The organism is Pseudomonas sp. A-RE-22 (genome assembly GCF_019956035.1).
Classification (GTDB): domain Bacteria; phylum Pseudomonadota; class Gammaproteobacteria; order Pseudomonadales; family Pseudomonadaceae; genus Aquipseudomonas; species Aquipseudomonas brassicacearum.
Genome location: NZ_JAHBCZ010000041.1, coordinates 18400 through 34080, shown reverse-complemented (window position 1 = coordinate 34080; position 15681 = coordinate 18400). Strand labels below are relative to the sequence as shown.

General features: G+C 61.3%; 18 protein-coding genes. 6 read left to right on the top strand and 12 right to left on the bottom strand.

The genetic code is table 11. The features are described 5' to 3' along the window. Positions 1–30: 30 nt before the first annotated feature. Positions 31–546 carry a 2-oxo-4-hydroxy-4-carboxy-5-ureidoimidazoline decarboxylase gene (gene uraD, locus KGA89_RS19975; protein ID WP_223472365.1) on the bottom strand — a complete coding sequence of 172 codons (516 nt, stop codon included), beginning with the start codon at positions 544–546 and terminating at the stop codon, positions 31–33. Next, a complete protein-coding gene (puuE, locus tag KGA89_RS19970; protein WP_003204523.1) occupies positions 543–1484 on the bottom strand; it encodes an allantoinase PuuE in 942 nt (313 codons plus the stop codon). The genes uraD and puuE overlap by 4 nt, the downstream gene beginning before the upstream one ends. Positions 1485–1897: 413 nt before the next feature. Here puuE and uraH point away from each other — a divergent pair, with 413 nt between their 5' ends. Continuing rightward, positions 1898–2251, top strand: a complete 354-nt coding sequence (gene uraH / locus KGA89_RS19965) for a hydroxyisourate hydrolase (RefSeq protein WP_014339674.1) — start codon at positions 1898–1900, stop codon at positions 2249–2251. A gap of 217 nt (positions 2252–2468) precedes the next feature. On the opposite strand, the gene KGA89_RS19960 is transcribed toward uraH, so the two are convergent. From KGA89_RS19960 to KGA89_RS19950, 3 genes are all read right to left on the bottom strand, one after another. Next, positions 2469–3095: a LysE family translocator gene (locus KGA89_RS19960; RefSeq protein ID WP_003204515.1), complete on the bottom strand. Its 627-nt coding sequence runs from the start codon at positions 3093–3095 to the stop codon at positions 2469–2471. A 62-nt stretch (positions 3096–3157) separates the two neighbouring features. Continuing rightward, positions 3158–4507: an NCS2 family permease gene (locus KGA89_RS19955; protein ID WP_003204513.1), complete on the bottom strand. Its 1350-nt coding sequence runs from the start codon at positions 4505–4507 to the stop codon at positions 3158–3160. A gap of 375 nt (positions 4508–4882) precedes the next feature. Next, complete coding sequence (locus tag KGA89_RS19950) at positions 4883–5329, bottom strand: MarR family winged helix-turn-helix transcriptional regulator (protein ID WP_057452451.1); 447 nt, start codon at positions 5327–5329, stop codon at positions 4883–4885. 82 nt (positions 5330–5411) lie between these two features. On the opposite strand from KGA89_RS19950, the gene KGA89_RS19945 reads away from it, so the two are divergent. Next, positions 5412–6578: a PLP-dependent aminotransferase family protein gene (locus KGA89_RS19945; RefSeq protein WP_223472364.1), complete on the top strand. Its 1167-nt coding sequence runs from the start codon at positions 5412–5414 to the stop codon at positions 6576–6578. A gap of 153 nt (positions 6579–6731) precedes the next feature. Here the strand turns inward: KGA89_RS19945 and KGA89_RS19940 are convergent, their stop codons facing one another. The 5 genes from KGA89_RS19940 to KGA89_RS19920 all read right to left on the bottom strand — a co-directional run bounded on the left by KGA89_RS19940 (position 6732) and on the right by KGA89_RS19920 (position 9504). Then, the gene (locus KGA89_RS19940; RefSeq protein WP_003204508.1) at positions 6732–7103 is read right to left on the bottom strand and encodes a glutathione S-transferase N-terminal domain-containing protein; all 372 of its coding nucleotides are present in this window, start codon (positions 7101–7103) and stop codon (positions 6732–6734) included. A 104-nt stretch (positions 7104–7207) separates the two neighbouring features. Beyond that, positions 7208–7753 carry a GTP cyclohydrolase I FolE gene (folE, locus tag KGA89_RS19935; protein ID WP_003204506.1) on the bottom strand — a complete coding sequence of 182 codons (546 nt, stop codon included), beginning with the start codon at positions 7751–7753 and terminating at the stop codon, positions 7208–7210. Positions 7754–7830: 77 nt separating this feature from the next. Beyond that, a complete protein-coding gene (locus KGA89_RS19930; protein WP_003204497.1) occupies positions 7831–8388 on the bottom strand; it encodes a Smr/MutS family protein in 558 nt (185 codons plus the stop codon). A 74-nt stretch (positions 8389–8462) separates the two neighbouring features. Further along, positions 8463–8783, bottom strand: coding sequence for a hypothetical protein (locus tag KGA89_RS19925; protein ID WP_003204495.1), 321 nt, complete (start codon positions 8781–8783; stop codon positions 8463–8465). A gap of 130 nt (positions 8784–8913) precedes the next feature. Further along, on the bottom strand, positions 8914–9504 hold the full coding sequence (locus KGA89_RS19920) for a cysteine hydrolase family protein (protein WP_003204493.1): 591 nt from the start codon (positions 9502–9504) through the stop codon (positions 8914–8916). A 254-nt stretch (positions 9505–9758) separates the two neighbouring features. On the opposite strand from KGA89_RS19920, the gene prmB reads away from it, so the two are divergent. Continuing rightward, entirely contained in the window at positions 9759–10667 is a 909-nt protein-coding gene (prmB, locus tag KGA89_RS19915) for a 50S ribosomal protein L3 N(5)-glutamine methyltransferase (protein ID WP_003204491.1), read from the top strand. A gap of 140 nt (positions 10668–10807) precedes the next feature. On the opposite strand, the gene KGA89_RS19910 is transcribed toward prmB, so the two are convergent. Together KGA89_RS19910 and KGA89_RS19905 are read right to left on the bottom strand one after the other, a co-directional pair. After that, entirely contained in the window at positions 10808–11596 is a 789-nt protein-coding gene (locus KGA89_RS19910; protein ID WP_003204489.1) for an N-acetyltransferase, read from the bottom strand. A gap of 107 nt (positions 11597–11703) precedes the next feature. After that, a complete protein-coding gene (locus tag KGA89_RS19905; protein WP_003204487.1) occupies positions 11704–12669 on the bottom strand; it encodes an alpha/beta hydrolase in 966 nt (321 codons plus the stop codon). Positions 12670–12811: 142 nt separating this feature from the next. Between KGA89_RS19905 and aroC the strand changes: the two genes are divergently transcribed. Genes aroC through KGA89_RS19890 form a run of 3 tightly spaced genes read left to right on the top strand, consistent with a single transcriptional unit; the run spans position 12812 to position 15651 of the window. Continuing rightward, entirely contained in the window at positions 12812–13903 is a 1092-nt protein-coding gene (gene aroC / locus KGA89_RS19900) for a chorismate synthase (protein ID WP_003204486.1), read from the top strand. A gap of 34 nt (positions 13904–13937) precedes the next feature. Further along, positions 13938–15083, top strand: a complete 1146-nt coding sequence (locus KGA89_RS19895; protein ID WP_223472363.1) for an MFS transporter — start codon at positions 13938–13940, stop codon at positions 15081–15083. A gap of 34 nt (positions 15084–15117) precedes the next feature. Further along, entirely contained in the window at positions 15118–15651 is a 534-nt protein-coding gene (locus KGA89_RS19890) for an acireductone dioxygenase (protein ID WP_013694037.1), read from the top strand. Positions 15652–15681: the final 30 nt, after the last annotated feature.

The window sequence follows — 15681 nt, the reverse complement described above, 5'->3', positions numbered from 1 at the left end:
CCTGCAGGATCTGGGGCTCAGGACTGCTTGCTAAAGGGTCAGTAGTCGGAACAACGCGATCTTGTTGATCTCTGCCAGCGCGCATTTGAATTCGGTGTCTACCGAATGATGGATGCGTGTTTCGAACGCCGCGAGGATCTGATGCCGGTTGCTGCCTTTTACCGCCATGATGAAGGGAAACTTGAACTTGGCCTTGTAGGCGTCGTTCAGCTCGGTGAAGCGCTGAAACTCTTCGGCCGTGCATTGGTGAATACCGGCGCCGGCCTGTTCGTTCGTGCTGGCTTCGGTCAGTTGGCCCTGGACGGCGGCTTTGCCGGCCAGGTCCGGGTGAGCGTTGATCAGGGCCAGTTGGCTGGCTTGATCGGCACTCAACAGGATGTCGCTCATGCGCTGGTGCAGGGTTTCGATCTGGTCGATCGACGGGTCCTGGCCCAGGTCGAAAGCCTTTTCGGCGACCCATGGCGAATGTTCATAGATATCGGCAAAAGCCCGGACGAAGGCTTCACGGCTCAAGGTGGATGGCTTGAGGGTCTGGAAGGCAGTCATTTCGAAGCTCCTGGTTTCGAAGCTTGCGGGCACGGGTGAGTCTGTTGCCAGTGGCGGGCGATGTCGACACGACGGCTGAACCAGACCTGTTCATGACCCTTGGCATATTCAAGGAAGCGCTTGAGGGACGCGAGGCGGGCAGGGCGGCCGATCAGGCGGCAGTGCAGGCCGATGGAGAGCATCTTGGGGGCTTCGGCGCCTTCGGCATACAGCACGTCGAAGGCGTCCTTGAGGTATTGGAAGAAATCATCGCCCTTGTTGAAACCCTGCACCTGGGTGAAGCGCATGTCGTTGGTGTCCAGCGTGTACGGGATCACCAGGTGCGGCTTGCCGTGGGGTGTGTTCGGTTCCCAGTAGGGCAGGTCGTCGTCGTAGGTGTCGCTGTCATAGAGAAAACCGCCTTCCTCCATGACCAGCCGGCGGGTATTGGGGCCGGTGCGACCGGTGTACCAACCCAGCGGACGCTCGCCAGTGATTTCGGTGAGGATGCGGATCGCTTCGAGCATGTGCTCGCGTTCCTGGGCCTCATCCATGTATTGGTAATCGATCCAGCGATAGCCGTGGCTGCAGATTTCGTGACCGGCGGCAACCATGGCGCGGATCACGTCCGGATGGCGCTGGGCGGCCATGGCCACGGCGAAAATGGTCAGCGGGATATCGAATTCCTTGAACAGCTTGAGGACCCGCCAGACCCCGGCACGGCTGCCATACTCGTAAAGCGATTCCATGCTCATGTTGCGCTCGCCCTGCAGCGGTTGCGCCGCGACCATCTCCGAGAGGAACGCCTCGGATTCCTTGTCGCCATGCAGGATGTTGCGCTCGCCGCCTTCTTCGTAATTGAGCACGAAGGACAGGGCGATGCGGGCATTGCCCGGCCACTGGGGATGGGGAGGGTTACTGCCGTAACCGATCAGGTCGCGTGGGTAGTCAGCGCTCACTGCAGTTTTCCTTCTTGTTCGAACCATGTGGGTGGCGCCCTGATGATGGATCATGGGCTGGCGTCACGACGATGGAGTGATTGTATACAACTTTATGTGCGATTTGTAAGCCTGATTTTTTGCATTTTTTACCGCTGTCCCCGGTTTGTCTACACTGCAAGAAACCTGCCCATCTGGTCAATTAATGGCCGGAAGAATGGTGTATCCGCTGGTTTGGCTTGAGATTGGGCAGGAACCTTTGTCGGAACGCGCATGGACTAAATATCTGTTTTTTATTGTGTACAATTTTATTTTAAAATGTCTTAATTCGCTCATCGCCGTGGCGTTTCGTGCTCCGAAACGGTGCGGCCTGTCTTTCAACTGATTCAGGAGGCGTCGGGCCGGACTGCACAGCAGCGAGGCGCGCACAATCAATGGGACGTTTGACTACTCACGTTTTGGATGCTGCACACGGCTGCCCAGGCAGCTCGATCAAGGTCGAGTTGTACCGCGTGGAAGGTTCGCAACTGCAACTGGTCGCCAGTGCGCTGACCAACAGCGATGGTCGCTGCGACGCGCCGCTGCTGCAAGGGGATGACTACCGTTCGGGCGTCTATCAGATTCAATTCCATGCCGGCGATTACTACCGCGCCCGTGGTGTCCAGTTGTCCGAGCCGGCGTTCCTGGATGTGGTGGTGCTGCGCTTCGGCATTTCGGCCGAGCAGGATCATTACCACGTACCCCTGCTGATTTCGCCTTACGCCTATTCCACCTATCGGGGCAGCTGACCCCCAAGCAGCTGCCTTGTCCTGGAAGCGACTGCGCATGGCGCTTCTTTGGTTTTTCGCCCGCTCACACTGCGGGCTTTTTTTCGTCCGTGGAAATGGGCTGTCTGGGAGGGACTCATCGTCGGATCGCCGCCCGGAGCAAGCTCGCTCCCACGCTGGATTTTGCCGCTCACAAAAAACCTGTGGGAGCGAGCTTGCTCGCGATGCTTTTGCTTTTTTAGCGGCTCAACAAGGAGGCTGCGCCCGCACCGCCAAATAATCCTGCGCTGATGCGGTTGAACCAGCCCTGGCCTTTCCCCGTACGCAGATACCGCGCCGCGCCATGGGCACCAAGGCCGTAGGCCAATTTGCACAGCAGGTCGAGTACGGTCCAGGTGGCGATCATGATCAGCAGTTGTGGCAGGAATGCTTGTTCGGCGCTCAAGAATTGCGGCAGGAAAGCGGCGAAGAACAGGATGTCTTTCGGGTTGCTGGCGCCCAATACGAACGCCCGGCCGAAGAGGGCGCGAAAGCGCGGGACGGCTGCGGCCTGGGGCACGTCGGCGCCTTGGGACGGTTGGCGTGATTGCTGCCAGCTCTGCCAGGCCAGGTAAAACAGGTACAGGGCACCGACAATCTTCAGGGCACTGAACAGCTGTTCCGACGCCATCAACAACGCACCGAGCCCCAGCGCCGAGGCACTCAGCAGGCAGATCGAAGCGATCACGCCACCCAGGAATGCCGGATACGAGCGGCGCAGGCCGTAGTTCAGGCTATTGCCGATCATCAACAACGACAACGGGCCGGGGATGAGGATCACCACCAAGGCGGCACCGCTGAACAACAGCCAGGTTTCCAGATTCATTGCTTTGCTCCTGATGTACAAAAGCCTCACCCATTGGGTGAGGCGGGTGAATACGGTGCCGCTTACAAGAAGATGAACTTGGCGATGAAGATCGCGCAGAGCACCCACAGGCTGACGGAGATTTCCTTGTGCTTACCGGTGCCTGCCTTGAGCACCACATAGGTGATGAAACCCAGTGCGATACCGTCGGCGACCGAGAACGTCAGGGGCATCATGATGGCCGTGACAATGGCCGGGATGCTGTCAGTCGCCTCGTCCCATTCGATGTGGGCCATGCCGCCCATCATCAGCATGGCAACGTAGATCAAGGCCCCGGCCGTGGCGTAGGCCGGGATCATCCCGGCCAGCGGTGCGAAGAACATGGCGGCAATAAATAGCACACCGACGGTCACCGCGGTAAGCCCCGTGCGGCCACCGGCGGCCACACCAGCGGCGCTTTCCACGTAGCTGGTCACCGGCGGCACGCCGACCATGGCGCCAAATACGCTGGAGGCGCTGTCGGCTTTCAAGGCGCGGGACAGGTTCTCGATCTTGCCATCGGCTTTCACCAGGCCGGCGCGCTGGGCAACGCCCATCAGGGTGCCGGCGGTGTCGAACATGTGCACGAACAGGAAGGCCAGCACCACGCTGATCATGCTGACGTTGAACACACCGGCCACGTCCATCGCCATCCAGGTGGGGGCCAGGCTCGGCGGTGTCGACATGACGCCGTTGTACTGCACCAATCCCAGGCCCCAACCGGCCAGGGTCACGGCGATGATGCTGATCAGGATTGCGCCGAACACGCGGTGATAACTGAGCACGGCGATCATCAGGAAGCACACTGCGGCCAACAATGGACCGGGCTCACGCAACGAGCCGAGCTTGATCAGGGTGGCGGGGCTGTCGACGATGATCCCGGCGGTTTTCAGGCCGATCAGCCCGAGGAACAACCCGACCCCCGCGCCCATGGCGAACCGCAGGCTCACCGGAATGCTGTTGAGCAGCCACTCCCGCACCCGTGACAGGGTCAGGACCATGAACAACACACCGGAAACGAATACCGCGCCCAACGCAGTTTCCCAGTTGTAGCCCATGGTGCCGACCACGGTGTAGGTGAAGAATGCGTTCAAGCCCATACCTGGCGCCAGGCCCACCGGCCAGTTGGCGTACAGTCCCATCAACAGGCAGCCCAGGGCCGCGGCGATGCAGGTGGCGACGAACGCGGCACCGTGATCGATGCCGGCGTCGGCCATGATGTTGGGGTTGACGAAGATGATGTAGGCCATGGTGATGAAGGTCGTCAGGCCGGCGATCAGCTCGGTCTTCACCGTGGTGCCATGCAAGCTGAGTTTGAAGATGCGCTCCAGCCAGCCACTGCGTAGTGGCGGCGAGAGGTCCAGCGTCCGGGCTTCGGGTTTGCGGCTTTCCACAGCGAGTACTCCTCAAGAGTCTTATTGTTATTTCCAGCACCGCACACGCCCTGGGGGTGGCTGCGATGCGCTGAGGCAGGTAAGGCTGGCGAAGTATGTTGACCTGTTGGTCAGGAACTCGCACGAAGCGAATTATGCTTTTGTATACAAATAAAGCAAATAATGTTTTCTGTGTTGTCGACGAAATGTCGGGCGATAGGGATATATCGCCCTGGCGGACGCTATCGCGAGCAAGCTTTGCTCCCACGGCGGGCGTCCACTGACCCTCTGTGGGAACAGTTTTGCTTCCAGCAGGTGTCCGCTGGGACCCTCTGTGGGAGCAAGGCTTGCCCGCGATGGCGATAGACCGGGCAATACACAGCTTGCAGAGGAAACTCAGTCGACAGCCACCTGACCCTTTCCCAGCCCCAGATTCACCGCCAACCACCCATCCACCGCCGCTTCCCCGGCCTCGGCAAACACCCGCTCCAGCAATTTCACCTGCTCACGCCGCAACGCCTGCTCGAACCGCTCGCCCTCGGCCGTCAGTTCCAGCAGCCGCTTGCGCTTGTCGGTCTCGGACGCGACGCTGTTCACCAGGTGCATTTCCATCAGCTGCCGCAACGGCATGTTCAGCGCCTGCTTGCTCACCCCGAGCACCGCCAGCAATTCCTTCACGCTCAATGACGGGTAGCGGGCGATGAAAAAAACGATGCGCTGGTGCACCCGGCTCAACCCGCGGCGCTCGAGCATTTCATCGGCCTTGGCGGTGAACGCCTGGTAACCGAAGAAAAACGCTTCCATGGCCATTTGTTGGGAAGTCGGGTTTTTAAGGTCAAGCATATTGACGTATCCACAGAGGTCGGCGTAATTTCGGTCAACCAGTTTGACTCATTATTCCCGTGCCCCGCTACAGGTGACCTCCATGGCTTTTTCCGAACGTGTCTCGCGCCTCAAAAGTTCTTTGATTCGAGAAATCCTCGCGGCAGCGCAGCGCCCTGAAGTGATGTCGTTCGCCGGCGGCCTGCCGGCCGAAGCCATGTTGCCGAAAGTGGAATGGGCGGCCATGCCGTTGTCCATGGGCCAGTACGGCATGAGCGAAGGCGAACCCGCCCTGCGCGAAGCCCTGGCGGCCCAGGCGCGGACGCTGGGTGTGGCTTGTGAGGCGAGTCAGGTGCTGGTTGTCTGCGGTTCCCAGCAAACCCTCGACCTGGCGGCCAAGCTGCACATCGACGTCGGTACGCAAGTGATGCTCGAAGCGCCGACGTATCTGGCGGCGTTGCAGATTTTCCAGCTGTTCGGCGCCGACTGCATCACCGTGCCCCTGGAGGCCGACGGCCCAGACCTGAAACAGTTGCGGGCCCGGCTGGAGCAGCATCGGCCAGCGTTCATCTACCTGATCCCGACGTTCCAGAACCCCTCGGCAGTGCGCTACAGCGAAGCCAAGCGCGATGCGGTGGCGGCGCTGTTGGACGAGTTCGACGTGACCCTGATCGAGGACGAACCCTACCGCGAGCTGACGTTCGATGGCGGCAGTGCCACGCCAATTGTCAGTCGCTTGAAGAAGGCCAGCTGGATCTACACCGGCACCGTGTCGAAAACCCTGTTGCCGGGGCTACGGGTGGGCTACCTGATCGCCAGCCCGGATCTGTTCCCGCACCTGCTGCGGCTCAAGCAGTCGGCGGACCTGCACACCAATCGCATCGGCCAATGGCAGGCGCTGCAATGGATCGGCACCGAGCAGTACCGCAGCCATTTGAGTGAGTTGAGGGATTTCTATCGGGATCGTCGCGACCGCTTTCAGGCGGCGCTGCACAAGCATTTTGCCGACATCGCGGACTGGAGCGTGCCCCAGGGTGGGTTGTTTTTCTGGCTGACTCTCAGGCAACCGCTGGACACCCGCACCTTGCTCCCCGCCGCGCTGGCGGCCGACGTTGCGTTCATGCCGGGGGAACCGTTCTTCCCTGAACCGGACCAGCATCCGGGGCACTTGCGCTTGAACTTCAGCCACATCGATCCGGCGCGGTTGGATGAAGGGCTCAAGCGGTTGGCGGGGGTGGTGCGGGAGGCGTTGGCTGCAAAGGCAGCCTGATATCAGGGGGCTTTGCGGTGGCTGTCCGGGCCCCATCGCGAGCAAGCTCGCTCCCACAGTGGGCCTTGGTGAATGCTGGATTTGTATCCACCACTGTCCCCTGTGGGAGCCGAGCTTGCTCGCGATGAGGCCAGTCGTCGCACTAGAAAACTATCAGGCTGCCGAGAACCGCTTATCCAGATAATCAATGATCACCTTGGACTCATACATCCAGGTGGTCTCGCCATTTTCTTCAATCCGCAGGCACGGCACCTTGATCCGGCCGCCTTGCTCCAACAGGGCCTGGCGATCCTGCTCGTTGTTTTTCGCATCGCGCAGGGCCACGGGTACGTTGAGGCGGCGCAGGGTGCGGCGGGTTTTCACGCAGAACGGGCAGGCGTGGAACTGATACAGCGTCAGGCTGCGAGCGGCCTGCTCGACCTGCGCCTGGGCCTCGGTCGGGCGCTGTTTCTTGCCCGGGCGGGTGATGAAGTCGATGAAGATGATGAGCTGGCCCAAGCCAACCCGAAGCGCTTTGACGATCACGGTATTAAGCCTCGCGGCAGGGAAGAAGAGGGCGCGCAGCTTACCTGATTTTTCACAGGCGAAAAAAAACCGGCGATCAATGCCGGTTTTCTTCGTGCGACGGATTACTTGATGAGGCTGAGGAATTCGCTGCGAGTGGCGGCGTTTTCCCGGAACTCGCCGAGCATCACCGAGGTGATCATCGAGGAATTCTGCTTTTCCACACCGCGCATCATCATGCACATGTGCTTGGCCTCGATCACCACCGCCACGCCCAGGGCGCCAGTCACTTGCTGGACCGCATCGGCGATCTGGCGGCTGAGGTTTTCCTGGATCTGCAGGCGACGCGCATACATGTCGACGATGCGCGCGACTTTCGACAGCCCCAGCACCTTGCCGCTCGGGATGTAGGCCACGTGAGCCTTGCCGATGAAAGGCAGCAGGTGATGTTCGCACAACGAGTACAACTCGATGTCCTTGACCAGCACCATCTCGCTGTTGTCGGAGCTGAACAAGGCACCGTTGGTGACTTCTTCCAGGGTCTGTTCATAACCGCGGCAGAGGTACTGCATGGCCTTGGCAGCACGCTTGGGCGTGTCGAGCAGGCCCTCGCGGGAAACGTCCTCGCCCAGTTGGCCGAGAATCGCGGTGTAATTCTGTTCCAGAGACATGAAACTACCTGTGGGATTTTACGCAAAGGGCAAGGGTACGGTGGCGGACACGGCGCTGCAAGCTCGGCAAGCGAGGGCTATTCGTCGCGACCTTCCATCATGGTGCGCTTGAGCATCACGTAGACCGCCCCGGCGCCGCCGTGTTTTGCCTGGCAGGAGGTGAAGCCCAACACTTGTGGGTGCTGGCGCAGCCAGGTGTTGACGTGGCTCTTGATCATCGGCCGCTTGCCGTCCAGGCGCACGGCTTTGCCATGGGTGACGCGCACGCAGCGGATTTCGAACTTGGTGGCTTCGGCCAGGAATGCCCAAAGGGTTTCCCGGGCTTTTTCAACGCTCATGCCGTGCAGGTCGAGGCTGCCCTCGAAGGGGATCTGGCCGACCTTCAGCTTGCGCATCTGGCTTTCCTGGACACCGTCGCGTGCCCACATCAACTCGTCTTCCGGTCCGACGTCGATCACGAACTGATCGGACAGGCCATCCACGGTCGTAGCGTCGGTGCGCACGGTGGCGGCCTGGCGCAGCTTGGCGATTTGCGCGCGATCGGCCTTGGGCTTGCCGGTTTCGGCGCGGTCGTGCTTGATCGGTTTTACGCCCTGGATCGCACTTTTGAACAGGGAAAAGTCGTCGTCTTGCATGTCAGCCTCCGCGAAGGCCGGCCAGTTTACCCAACTCTGGCGGGATCAGGCGCGACAAAACGTCGGATGGCGGGTCAGTCGTGCTTTTTCATCAGGTGCGGAGCCATGGCCAGCTCCAGGGATTGGCGGGCGCGACGGCGGCAGCGGCGCCAGAGCCAGACGCCCAGTAACAACACGAAAAGACCGACTGCCAGGATGATCGCCGAACCCAGCGGAGTGGCGTTCAACTCACCCAGTGCGGGCGGGCGGCCCAGCAGGCTGGCGGCACCGGCCATGGCCAGCAGCACACCGAATGTTGCCAGTAGCGCAGCGATTGCCGCGCCAAAACGAAACCGCCAGTTGCTCGGGCCCTTGGGCCGCAAGCGACGTGCGTCAAAACCATCGGATAACTTCATTCCGACCTTCCTCAATGGGTATCGGCCCTTCGACCGGAAGATGTTCGGGTTGTTCCTGACAGTATGGCAATTGCGGCAAATGAGAGGCTTTTGCGGATGAGCGGCGGGAGTGGCCGCTCATCAAGGCGAATCAGATGAAGTCACGAGTCAATGCCAGGGTGGCGAAGTTGTCCGCCATGATCGCCATTTCGGTCTGCTGAACGTGTTCGGCGCTGAGGACGCCGCCCTTGTATGGCAGGTCGCGGGTGGCGCAGGCATCTTCCACCAGGGTACAGCGAAAGCCCAGGTTCTTGGCGGCGCGCACGGTGGTGCTGACGCTGGAGTGGCTCATGAACCCGCACACGATCAGGTCCAGGGGGCCGAAGTCTTCCAGGCGCTTTTTCAACTCGGTGCCGTGGAAGGCGCTGGGCAGCAGCTTTTCGATCACGGTTTCGTCGGCTTGGGGTTCGAGGCCGGGAATGAACTCCCCGCGCTCGCCTTGCGGATCGAACAGCCCGCCATGGGTGCCCAGGTGGCGCACATGCACGATCGGCCGACCGGCTGCACGGGCCGCACCGAGCAATTGCTTGATGTTCGCGACGGCTGCATCCATGCCGCTCAGGGCCAGGGGGCCGGCGAGGTATTCTTTCTGGGCATCGATGATGATCAGGGTCGCTTGACTCAGGTTGGCCGCTGCATAACCACGGCCGCTGAGTTGAAACATCGTTTTTGGAACGGACATTCTGGGGCTCCTTCGAGTGGGGCTTTTGCGACATTGTCCTCTGGCTGAGCGGTTCTGTGAATCGCTTCCATCGCAAGGGCCGCCGTTGCTGGCCTACAGCCTTGTCAAGATGCTCATCTTGTTCAATAGGCGGATCAAAAAACGGATAATTCCTACGATTGGTCCGGGGTTTTTCGTTCGTCATCGGGGCGTGTTTGGGTGGGGCCGCGTTTGGCTGGTAGACTCGCCCGTCGATTTTTCTGGAGTTTGCCGCCGTGATCACTTCCCGTCTCCGTACCCTGCGCGACCATATCCGTTGGGCCGTCAGCCGTTTCCATGGGGAGGATCTGTTTTTCGGTCATGGCACCGACAATGCGTGGGACGAAGCCCGGCAACTGGTGTTGGGCGCATTGCACCTGCCATGGGAAATTGCCGACAGCTATCTGGACTGCCGTCTTGAAGACGAAGAACTGGTCCATGTGCAGCGCCTGCTGCGCCGGCGTATCACCGAGCGTGTGCCAACCGCCTATTTGTTGGGTGAGGCCTGGTTCTGCGGGATGTCGTTCATCGTCGACGAGCGCGTGCTCATTCCGCGCTCACCCATCGGCGAACTGATCGAAAAGCATTTCGAGCCGTGGCTGGGCCAGGAGCCGGCACGAATTCTTGATCTGTGCACCGGTTCCGGCTGCATTGGCATTGCCTGTGCCTATGAGTTCCCGGAGGCCGAGGTGGTGCTGGCCGACCTGTCGTTCGAAGCGCTGGAAGTGGCCAACCAGAACATCGAGCGCCATGGCGTCGATGAGCGCGTGTTCACGGTCCAGGGCGATGGTTTCGACGGTCTGCCGGGGCAACGTTTCGACTTGATCGTGTCGAACCCGCCCTACGTCGATGCAGAAGATTTCGCCGACATGCCGCAGGAATACCAGCACGAGCCGGAGCTGGGCCTGGCTTGTGGCGATGACGGCTTGAACCTGGTGCGCCGGATGCTGGCCGAGGCGGCCGATCATCTGACCGAGAAGGGGTTGTTGATTGTCGAGGTGGGCAACAGCCAGGTGCACGTCGAGGCGTTGTACCCGGAAGTCGATTTCGCCTGGCTCGACTTCGAACGCGGCGGCCATGGTGTGTTCATGCTCAGTGCCGAACAGTGCCGCCAACACCAGGGGTTGTTTGCTTCGCGGGTTTGATCCCCCTTATCCATCTGGGTGCACCCACTGTGGGAGCGAGCTTGCTCGCGATGGCGTCGGATCAGCAGCATTGAAGTTGGCTGATTCACCGCTATCGCGAGCAAGCTCGCTCCCACAGGGTTGTTCAGGCGCTGTCGGGCTTAATGCCGCGTCGCAATCCAGATCAGCAACCCCGCCTGGAACATGGCGAAGGCCACCAGGCAGGTGATGGTGAAGCGCAGGCCGGCGTCTTCGCGCTTGAACTTGGTGACCTTTTCTTCCTGCTGCTTGAGTTTGACTTCCTGTTCCGCCAGGTTCTGCTCGGCCTGTTGCAGCATCTGCGCCGCTTCAAGGATTTCCACGAATTGCAGCTTCTCGGTGTTCCAGTCCCCGAGCAGATCGCCAACGTGGGTTGGCTTGACGCTGCCCTTGAGGTGCTGGGCATCGGCATAGACCACCTCGAAGCCCTGGGCCTTGAGAAAGCGGTCGCGGCGCAGGCGAGTGTCTTCGTTCAGGGCGTCCTTGTTATCCAGGTCGGTGCCGTCTACCCGGTAGGCCGACCAGCGTTTCTTGGCCCAGGTGATGCCCTGGGCCGCCAGGAAACGGCCGATGCCACGGTTGGACGGCTCGACTTGCAGGTTGTCCGGGGAAAAAAACAGGCGTTTTTCGACGTGGTCGGCCCAGACGTCCAGGTGATTCTGTTCCTTGCGCACGCGCTGGTTCGGCAACTGGATGCTCATGCGCAGCAGGCTGCGTTCCTTGCTGTGGCGCTCGACATAGCTGAACTCGACAAACCGCAGCGGCCGCACACCGGTGGCGCGGTCGGTCTTGAGCGGCGCCAGCCGGAGCATTTTGTGATGCTCGGTATGCACGTCGGCCCACGGCAGCTCTACCGCAGGCGAGGCGGGAGCTTCGGCAGCGGTGTTGGGAGAAGTTTCAGTTTCAGTCATAACGGCAAAAATCCTGTCCAGGCCGGCGGGTCGGCAGCCATAGCGCTGCCCGACACCGGGCTATCGGCCGTTTTTGCCAGTCCTGAAGCTAAATCGACTAAAACCGCCTAACGCGCGGCTAACGAGTCAATAAAACGCAGAATTCGCGAACCAAGCTCGGCCGCCAGGGGCAGGTTGGGATCCTTGTAGGAGGCCAGTTGCCGTTTCACGTCGTTGGGCACGATGCGCATCACGTGGTTCATGCCCTCGATCAACGCCAGTTCGGCATCGGGCTTGGCGGCTTTCAACTGCCTGGCGTCATCGACGCTGACCTGGATATCGCTGCTGCCCTGGATGATCAAGGCCGGCATTTTCAACGCCGCGAAGGCCTGGGCCGGGTCCTGGCGGAACAGCGAGATCAGGTAGGGCTGCACGCTGGGGCGGAAAATGACCTGCAGCTGTGCCGGTACGTTGTCATCGAGGCGACCGGCCTTGAGGCTGTCGAGCAGCTCGTTGCTGCGCAACATCAGCGGCGGTGGCAGGCGGTTGCTCAGTTGTTGGCGCAGCACCTGGTCGATCGGTCGGGCGCTGCCAGACAGCGAAATCACCGCCGCCGCGTTGGCCTGGGGCGCGGCGAGGCTGGCGATCAATGCGCCTTCGCTGTGGCCCAGCAGGATCAACGGGCCCAGTCGCGGATCGGCGGCGAGCTTGTGGCTCCAGGCCACGGCATCGGCCACATAGGCCTCGACGCTCAGGTTGCGTTCGTCCGGTGTCGCCGCGAGGCTGGCCGCTACACCGCGTTTGTCATAGCGCACGCTGGCAATGTTGTGTTTGGCCAAGACCCAGGCCAGGCGCTTGAGGCTGTCGTTGCGCCCACCGTCGGGGTTGTTGCCGTCGCGATCTGTAGGACCTGACCCGGAAATGATCAGGACAACCGGCACCGGCGTGTCGGACTTGGGCAGCAACAACGAGCCGAAAAGCTCACCATTGCCCGTATCGAGGCTGATTGGGCGTTGCAGCACCGTGGCCTGGGCCAGGCCGCAAAACAGGCCGGTGAACAAGGTAAGGCTTAAGGCAAGCAGCTTTAACATCATCACGCCATTAGTTGCGAAGGTGCCGGTTGGACTGGTGGCCGCCGATAAGGTTCGAGGATGAACTACGCGGGGAGCCTGCGTATACTGGCGCGCATTACGAATCCAAGGTTGAGTCTCTCAGCGATTTCACGGAGCACCCTGCATGTCCGGCAATACCTACGGCAAGCTGTTCACTGTCACCACCGCGGGCGAAAGCCATGGCCCGGCGTTGGTCGCCATTGTCGACGGCTGCCCGCCGGGCCTGGAGATTTCCCTGGACGACCTGCAGCGTGACCTGGACCGGCGCAAGCCCGGCACCAGCCGCCACACCACCCAGCGCCAGGAAGCCGATGAAGTCGAAATCCTGTCTGGCGTGTTCGAAGGGCGCACCACCGGCTGCGCCATCGGCCTGTTGATCCGCAACACCGACCAGAAGTCCAAGGACTACTCGGCCATCAAGGATCTGTTCCGCCCAGCCCACGCCGACTACACCTACCACCACAAATACGGTGAGCGCGATTACCGTGGCGGCGGTCGCAGCTCGGCGCGGGAAACCGCCATGCGCGTGGCGGCCGGGGCGATCGCCAAGAAGTACCTGGCCAGCCAGGGCATCGTCATTCGTGGCTACATGAGCCAGTTGGGCCCCATCGAAATCCCGTTCAAGACCTGGGACTCGGTGGAACAGAACGCGTTCTTCTGCCCCGACCCGGACAAGGTGCCAGAACTTGAGGCCTACATGGATCAACTGCGTCGGGACCAGGATTCGGTCGGCGCGAAGATCACCGTGGTCGCCGAAGGGGTGATGCCTGGCCTTGGCGAGCCGATCTTCGACCGCCTCGACGCCGAGCTGGCCCACGCGCTGATGAGCATCAATGCGGTGAAAGGCGTGGAGATCGGCGCCGGTTTCGCCTGCGTTGCCCAGCGCGGCACCGAGCACCGTGACGAACTGACCCCGCAAGGTTTCCTGAGCAACAATGCCGGCGGCATCCTCGGCGGCATTTCCTCGGGCCAGCCGATCGTGGCGCACCTGGCCTTGAAGCCAACGTCCAGCATCACCACGCCGGGCCGCTCCATCGACATCCATGGCAACCCGGTGGACGTCATCACCAAGGGCCGTCACGATCCGTGCGTCGGCATCCGCGCCACGCCCATCGCCGAGGCGATGATGGCGATCGTGCTGATGGATCACCTTCTGCGTCATCGCGGCCAGAACGCCGACGTTCGCGTCAGCACTCCGGTGCTGGGGCAGCTTTGATGGTTGGCCTGCCGACCGCCGTGGCCTGACGACCATGGCGGCACTGCCGTACTGGCGGCTCTCCAGTTTCTATCTGTTCTATTTCGCGCTGCTCGGTTCGACGGCGCCGTTCCTGGCGCTGTATTTCGATCACCTGGGGTTCAACGCGGCGCGCATCGGCGAGCTGGTGGCGATTCCCATGTTGATGCGCTGCGTGGCGCCGAACATCTGGGGCTGGCTGGGGGACTACACCGGCCGGCGCCTGGCGATCGTGCGGTTTGGCGCGATCTGCACGCTGCTGGCCTTCTCGCTGATCTTCATCGATAAAAGCTACGCCTGGCTGGCGATGGTCATGGCGCTGCATGCGTTCTTCTGGCACGCGGTGTTGCCGCAGTTCGAAGTCATCACCCTGGCCCATCTCGGCGGGCAGGCCTCGCGCTACAGCCAGATCCGCCTGTGGGGCTCCATCGGCTTCATCATCACCGTGGTGGCGCTCGGCCGTTTGTTCGAATGGCTGAGCCTGGACATCTACCCGGTGGCGCTGGTGTTGATCATGGCCGGCATCGTTCTCGCCAGCTTCTGGGTGCCCAACGCCCAGCCCCTGCAGGGGCCGCGCGTCGCAGGGGAAGGGTTCCTGCGGCAACTGCGCAACCCTGGCGTGCCGGCGTTCTACACGTGTGTGGGCCTGATGCAGGTGAGTCACGGGCCGTATTACACCTTCCTGACCTTGCACCTCGAACACTTGGGCTACAGTCGCGGGCTGATCGGCCTGCTCTGGGCCCTCGGAGTGGTGGCGGAAGTTTTGGTGTTCCTGCTGATGAGCCGGATCCTGGCGCGGTTTTCCGTGCGCCGGGTACTGCTGGCGAGTTTCCTGCTGGCGGCGTTGCGCTGGTTGTTGTTGGGCTCGCTGGCCGAGTTTCTCTGGGTATTGTTGCTCGCCCAGGTGCTGCACGCGGCGACCTTCGGCAGTTTTCACGCCGCCGCCATCCATTTCGTGCAACGCAGCTTCGGTCCTCGCCAGCAAGGCCAGGGGCAGGCGCTGTATGCGGCGCTGGCCGGTACGGGCGGGGCCTTGGGCGCGTTGTATTCCGGCTATAGCTGGAACGCCTTGGGTGCCAGTTGGACATTCAGCCTCGCCAGCCTCGCGGCTTTCGCGGCAGCCGTTATCATTGCCACACGTATGCAAGAGGACCGGCCATGAGCCTTCGAACCATTAATTTGCTGGAGCCTTTGTCATGAGCAGCCTGTCGGTCTATCACGTTTCGAGCCCAGACATTCCGAACAAAGTGTTGACCCACGTCGAGGACATTGCCGCGACCCTGGCTGAACAAGGTATTCACTTTGCCCGTTGGGAGGCGGCGGTGAAAATCCAGCCGGGTGCCAGTGAGGAGGACATCATTGCGGCTTACCAGGCTCAGATCGATGGGGTGATGACTGAGCGGGGTTATGTTGCGGTCGATGTTGTCAGTGTCAGCAGCGATCAGCCGGAACAGGCTGGGGAGCTCGATGAGTGTCGCCATAGCCAGGATGAAGTGCGGTTTTTCGTTGCCGGTCGTGGCTTGTTTAACCTGCACGTTGGGGATTATGTCTACGCGGTGCTGTGTGAAAGGAATGACTTGATAACGGTGCCTGCTGGTATGCCGCATTGGTTTGACAGGGGGGAGCGGCCGCATTTCGTTACGATTCGTTTGTCTGGTGATTTGCAGGGGTTGGTTGCTGAGGTTACGGGGGATGATATTGCTCGGCGGTTTCCTCGTCTGGAAGACTGACCTGCGTTGGTGGTGCCCTGAGCTTGTGTG

Excerpts from the sequence above, each read along its gene's own strand:
- KGA89_RS19910 (WP_003204489.1), bottom strand. The coding sequence starts at position 11,596 with ATGACTGAAACTGAAACTTCTCCCAACACCGCTGCCGAAGCTCCCGCC.
- uraH (WP_014339674.1), top strand. The coding sequence starts at position 1,898 with ATGGGACGTTTGACTACTCACGTTTTGGATGCTGCACACGGCTGCCCA.
- KGA89_RS19950 (WP_057452451.1), bottom strand. The coding sequence starts at position 5,329 with ATGCTTGACCTTAAAAACCCGACTTCCCAACAAATGGCCATGGAAGCG.
- KGA89_RS19895 (WP_223472363.1), top strand. The coding sequence starts at position 13,938 with ATGGCGGCACTGCCGTACTGGCGGCTCTCCAGTTTCTATCTGTTCTAT.
- aroC (WP_003204486.1), top strand. The coding sequence starts at position 12,812 with ATGTCCGGCAATACCTACGGCAAGCTGTTCACTGTCACCACCGCGGGC.
- KGA89_RS19920 (WP_003204493.1), bottom strand. The coding sequence starts at position 9,504 with ATGTCCGTTCCAAAAACGATGTTTCAACTCAGCGGCCGTGGTTATGCA.
- KGA89_RS19925 (WP_003204495.1), bottom strand. The coding sequence starts at position 8,783 with ATGAAGTTATCCGATGGTTTTGACGCACGTCGCTTGCGGCCCAAGGGC.
- folE (WP_003204506.1), bottom strand. The coding sequence starts at position 7,753 with ATGTCTCTGGAACAGAATTACACCGCGATTCTCGGCCAACTGGGCGAG.
- KGA89_RS19930 (WP_003204497.1), bottom strand. The coding sequence starts at position 8,388 with ATGCAAGACGACGACTTTTCCCTGTTCAAAAGTGCGATCCAGGGCGTA.
- KGA89_RS19890 (WP_013694037.1), top strand. The coding sequence starts at position 15,118 with ATGAGCAGCCTGTCGGTCTATCACGTTTCGAGCCCAGACATTCCGAAC.
- KGA89_RS19945 (WP_223472364.1), top strand. The coding sequence starts at position 5,412 with ATGGCTTTTTCCGAACGTGTCTCGCGCCTCAAAAGTTCTTTGATTCGA.
- KGA89_RS19960 (WP_003204515.1), bottom strand. The coding sequence starts at position 3,095 with ATGAATCTGGAAACCTGGCTGTTGTTCAGCGGTGCCGCCTTGGTGGTG.
- KGA89_RS19905 (WP_003204487.1), bottom strand. The coding sequence starts at position 12,669 with ATGATGTTAAAGCTGCTTGCCTTAAGCCTTACCTTGTTCACCGGCCTG.
- uraD (WP_223472365.1), bottom strand. The coding sequence starts at position 546 with ATGACTGCCTTCCAGACCCTCAAGCCATCCACCTTGAGCCGTGAAGCC.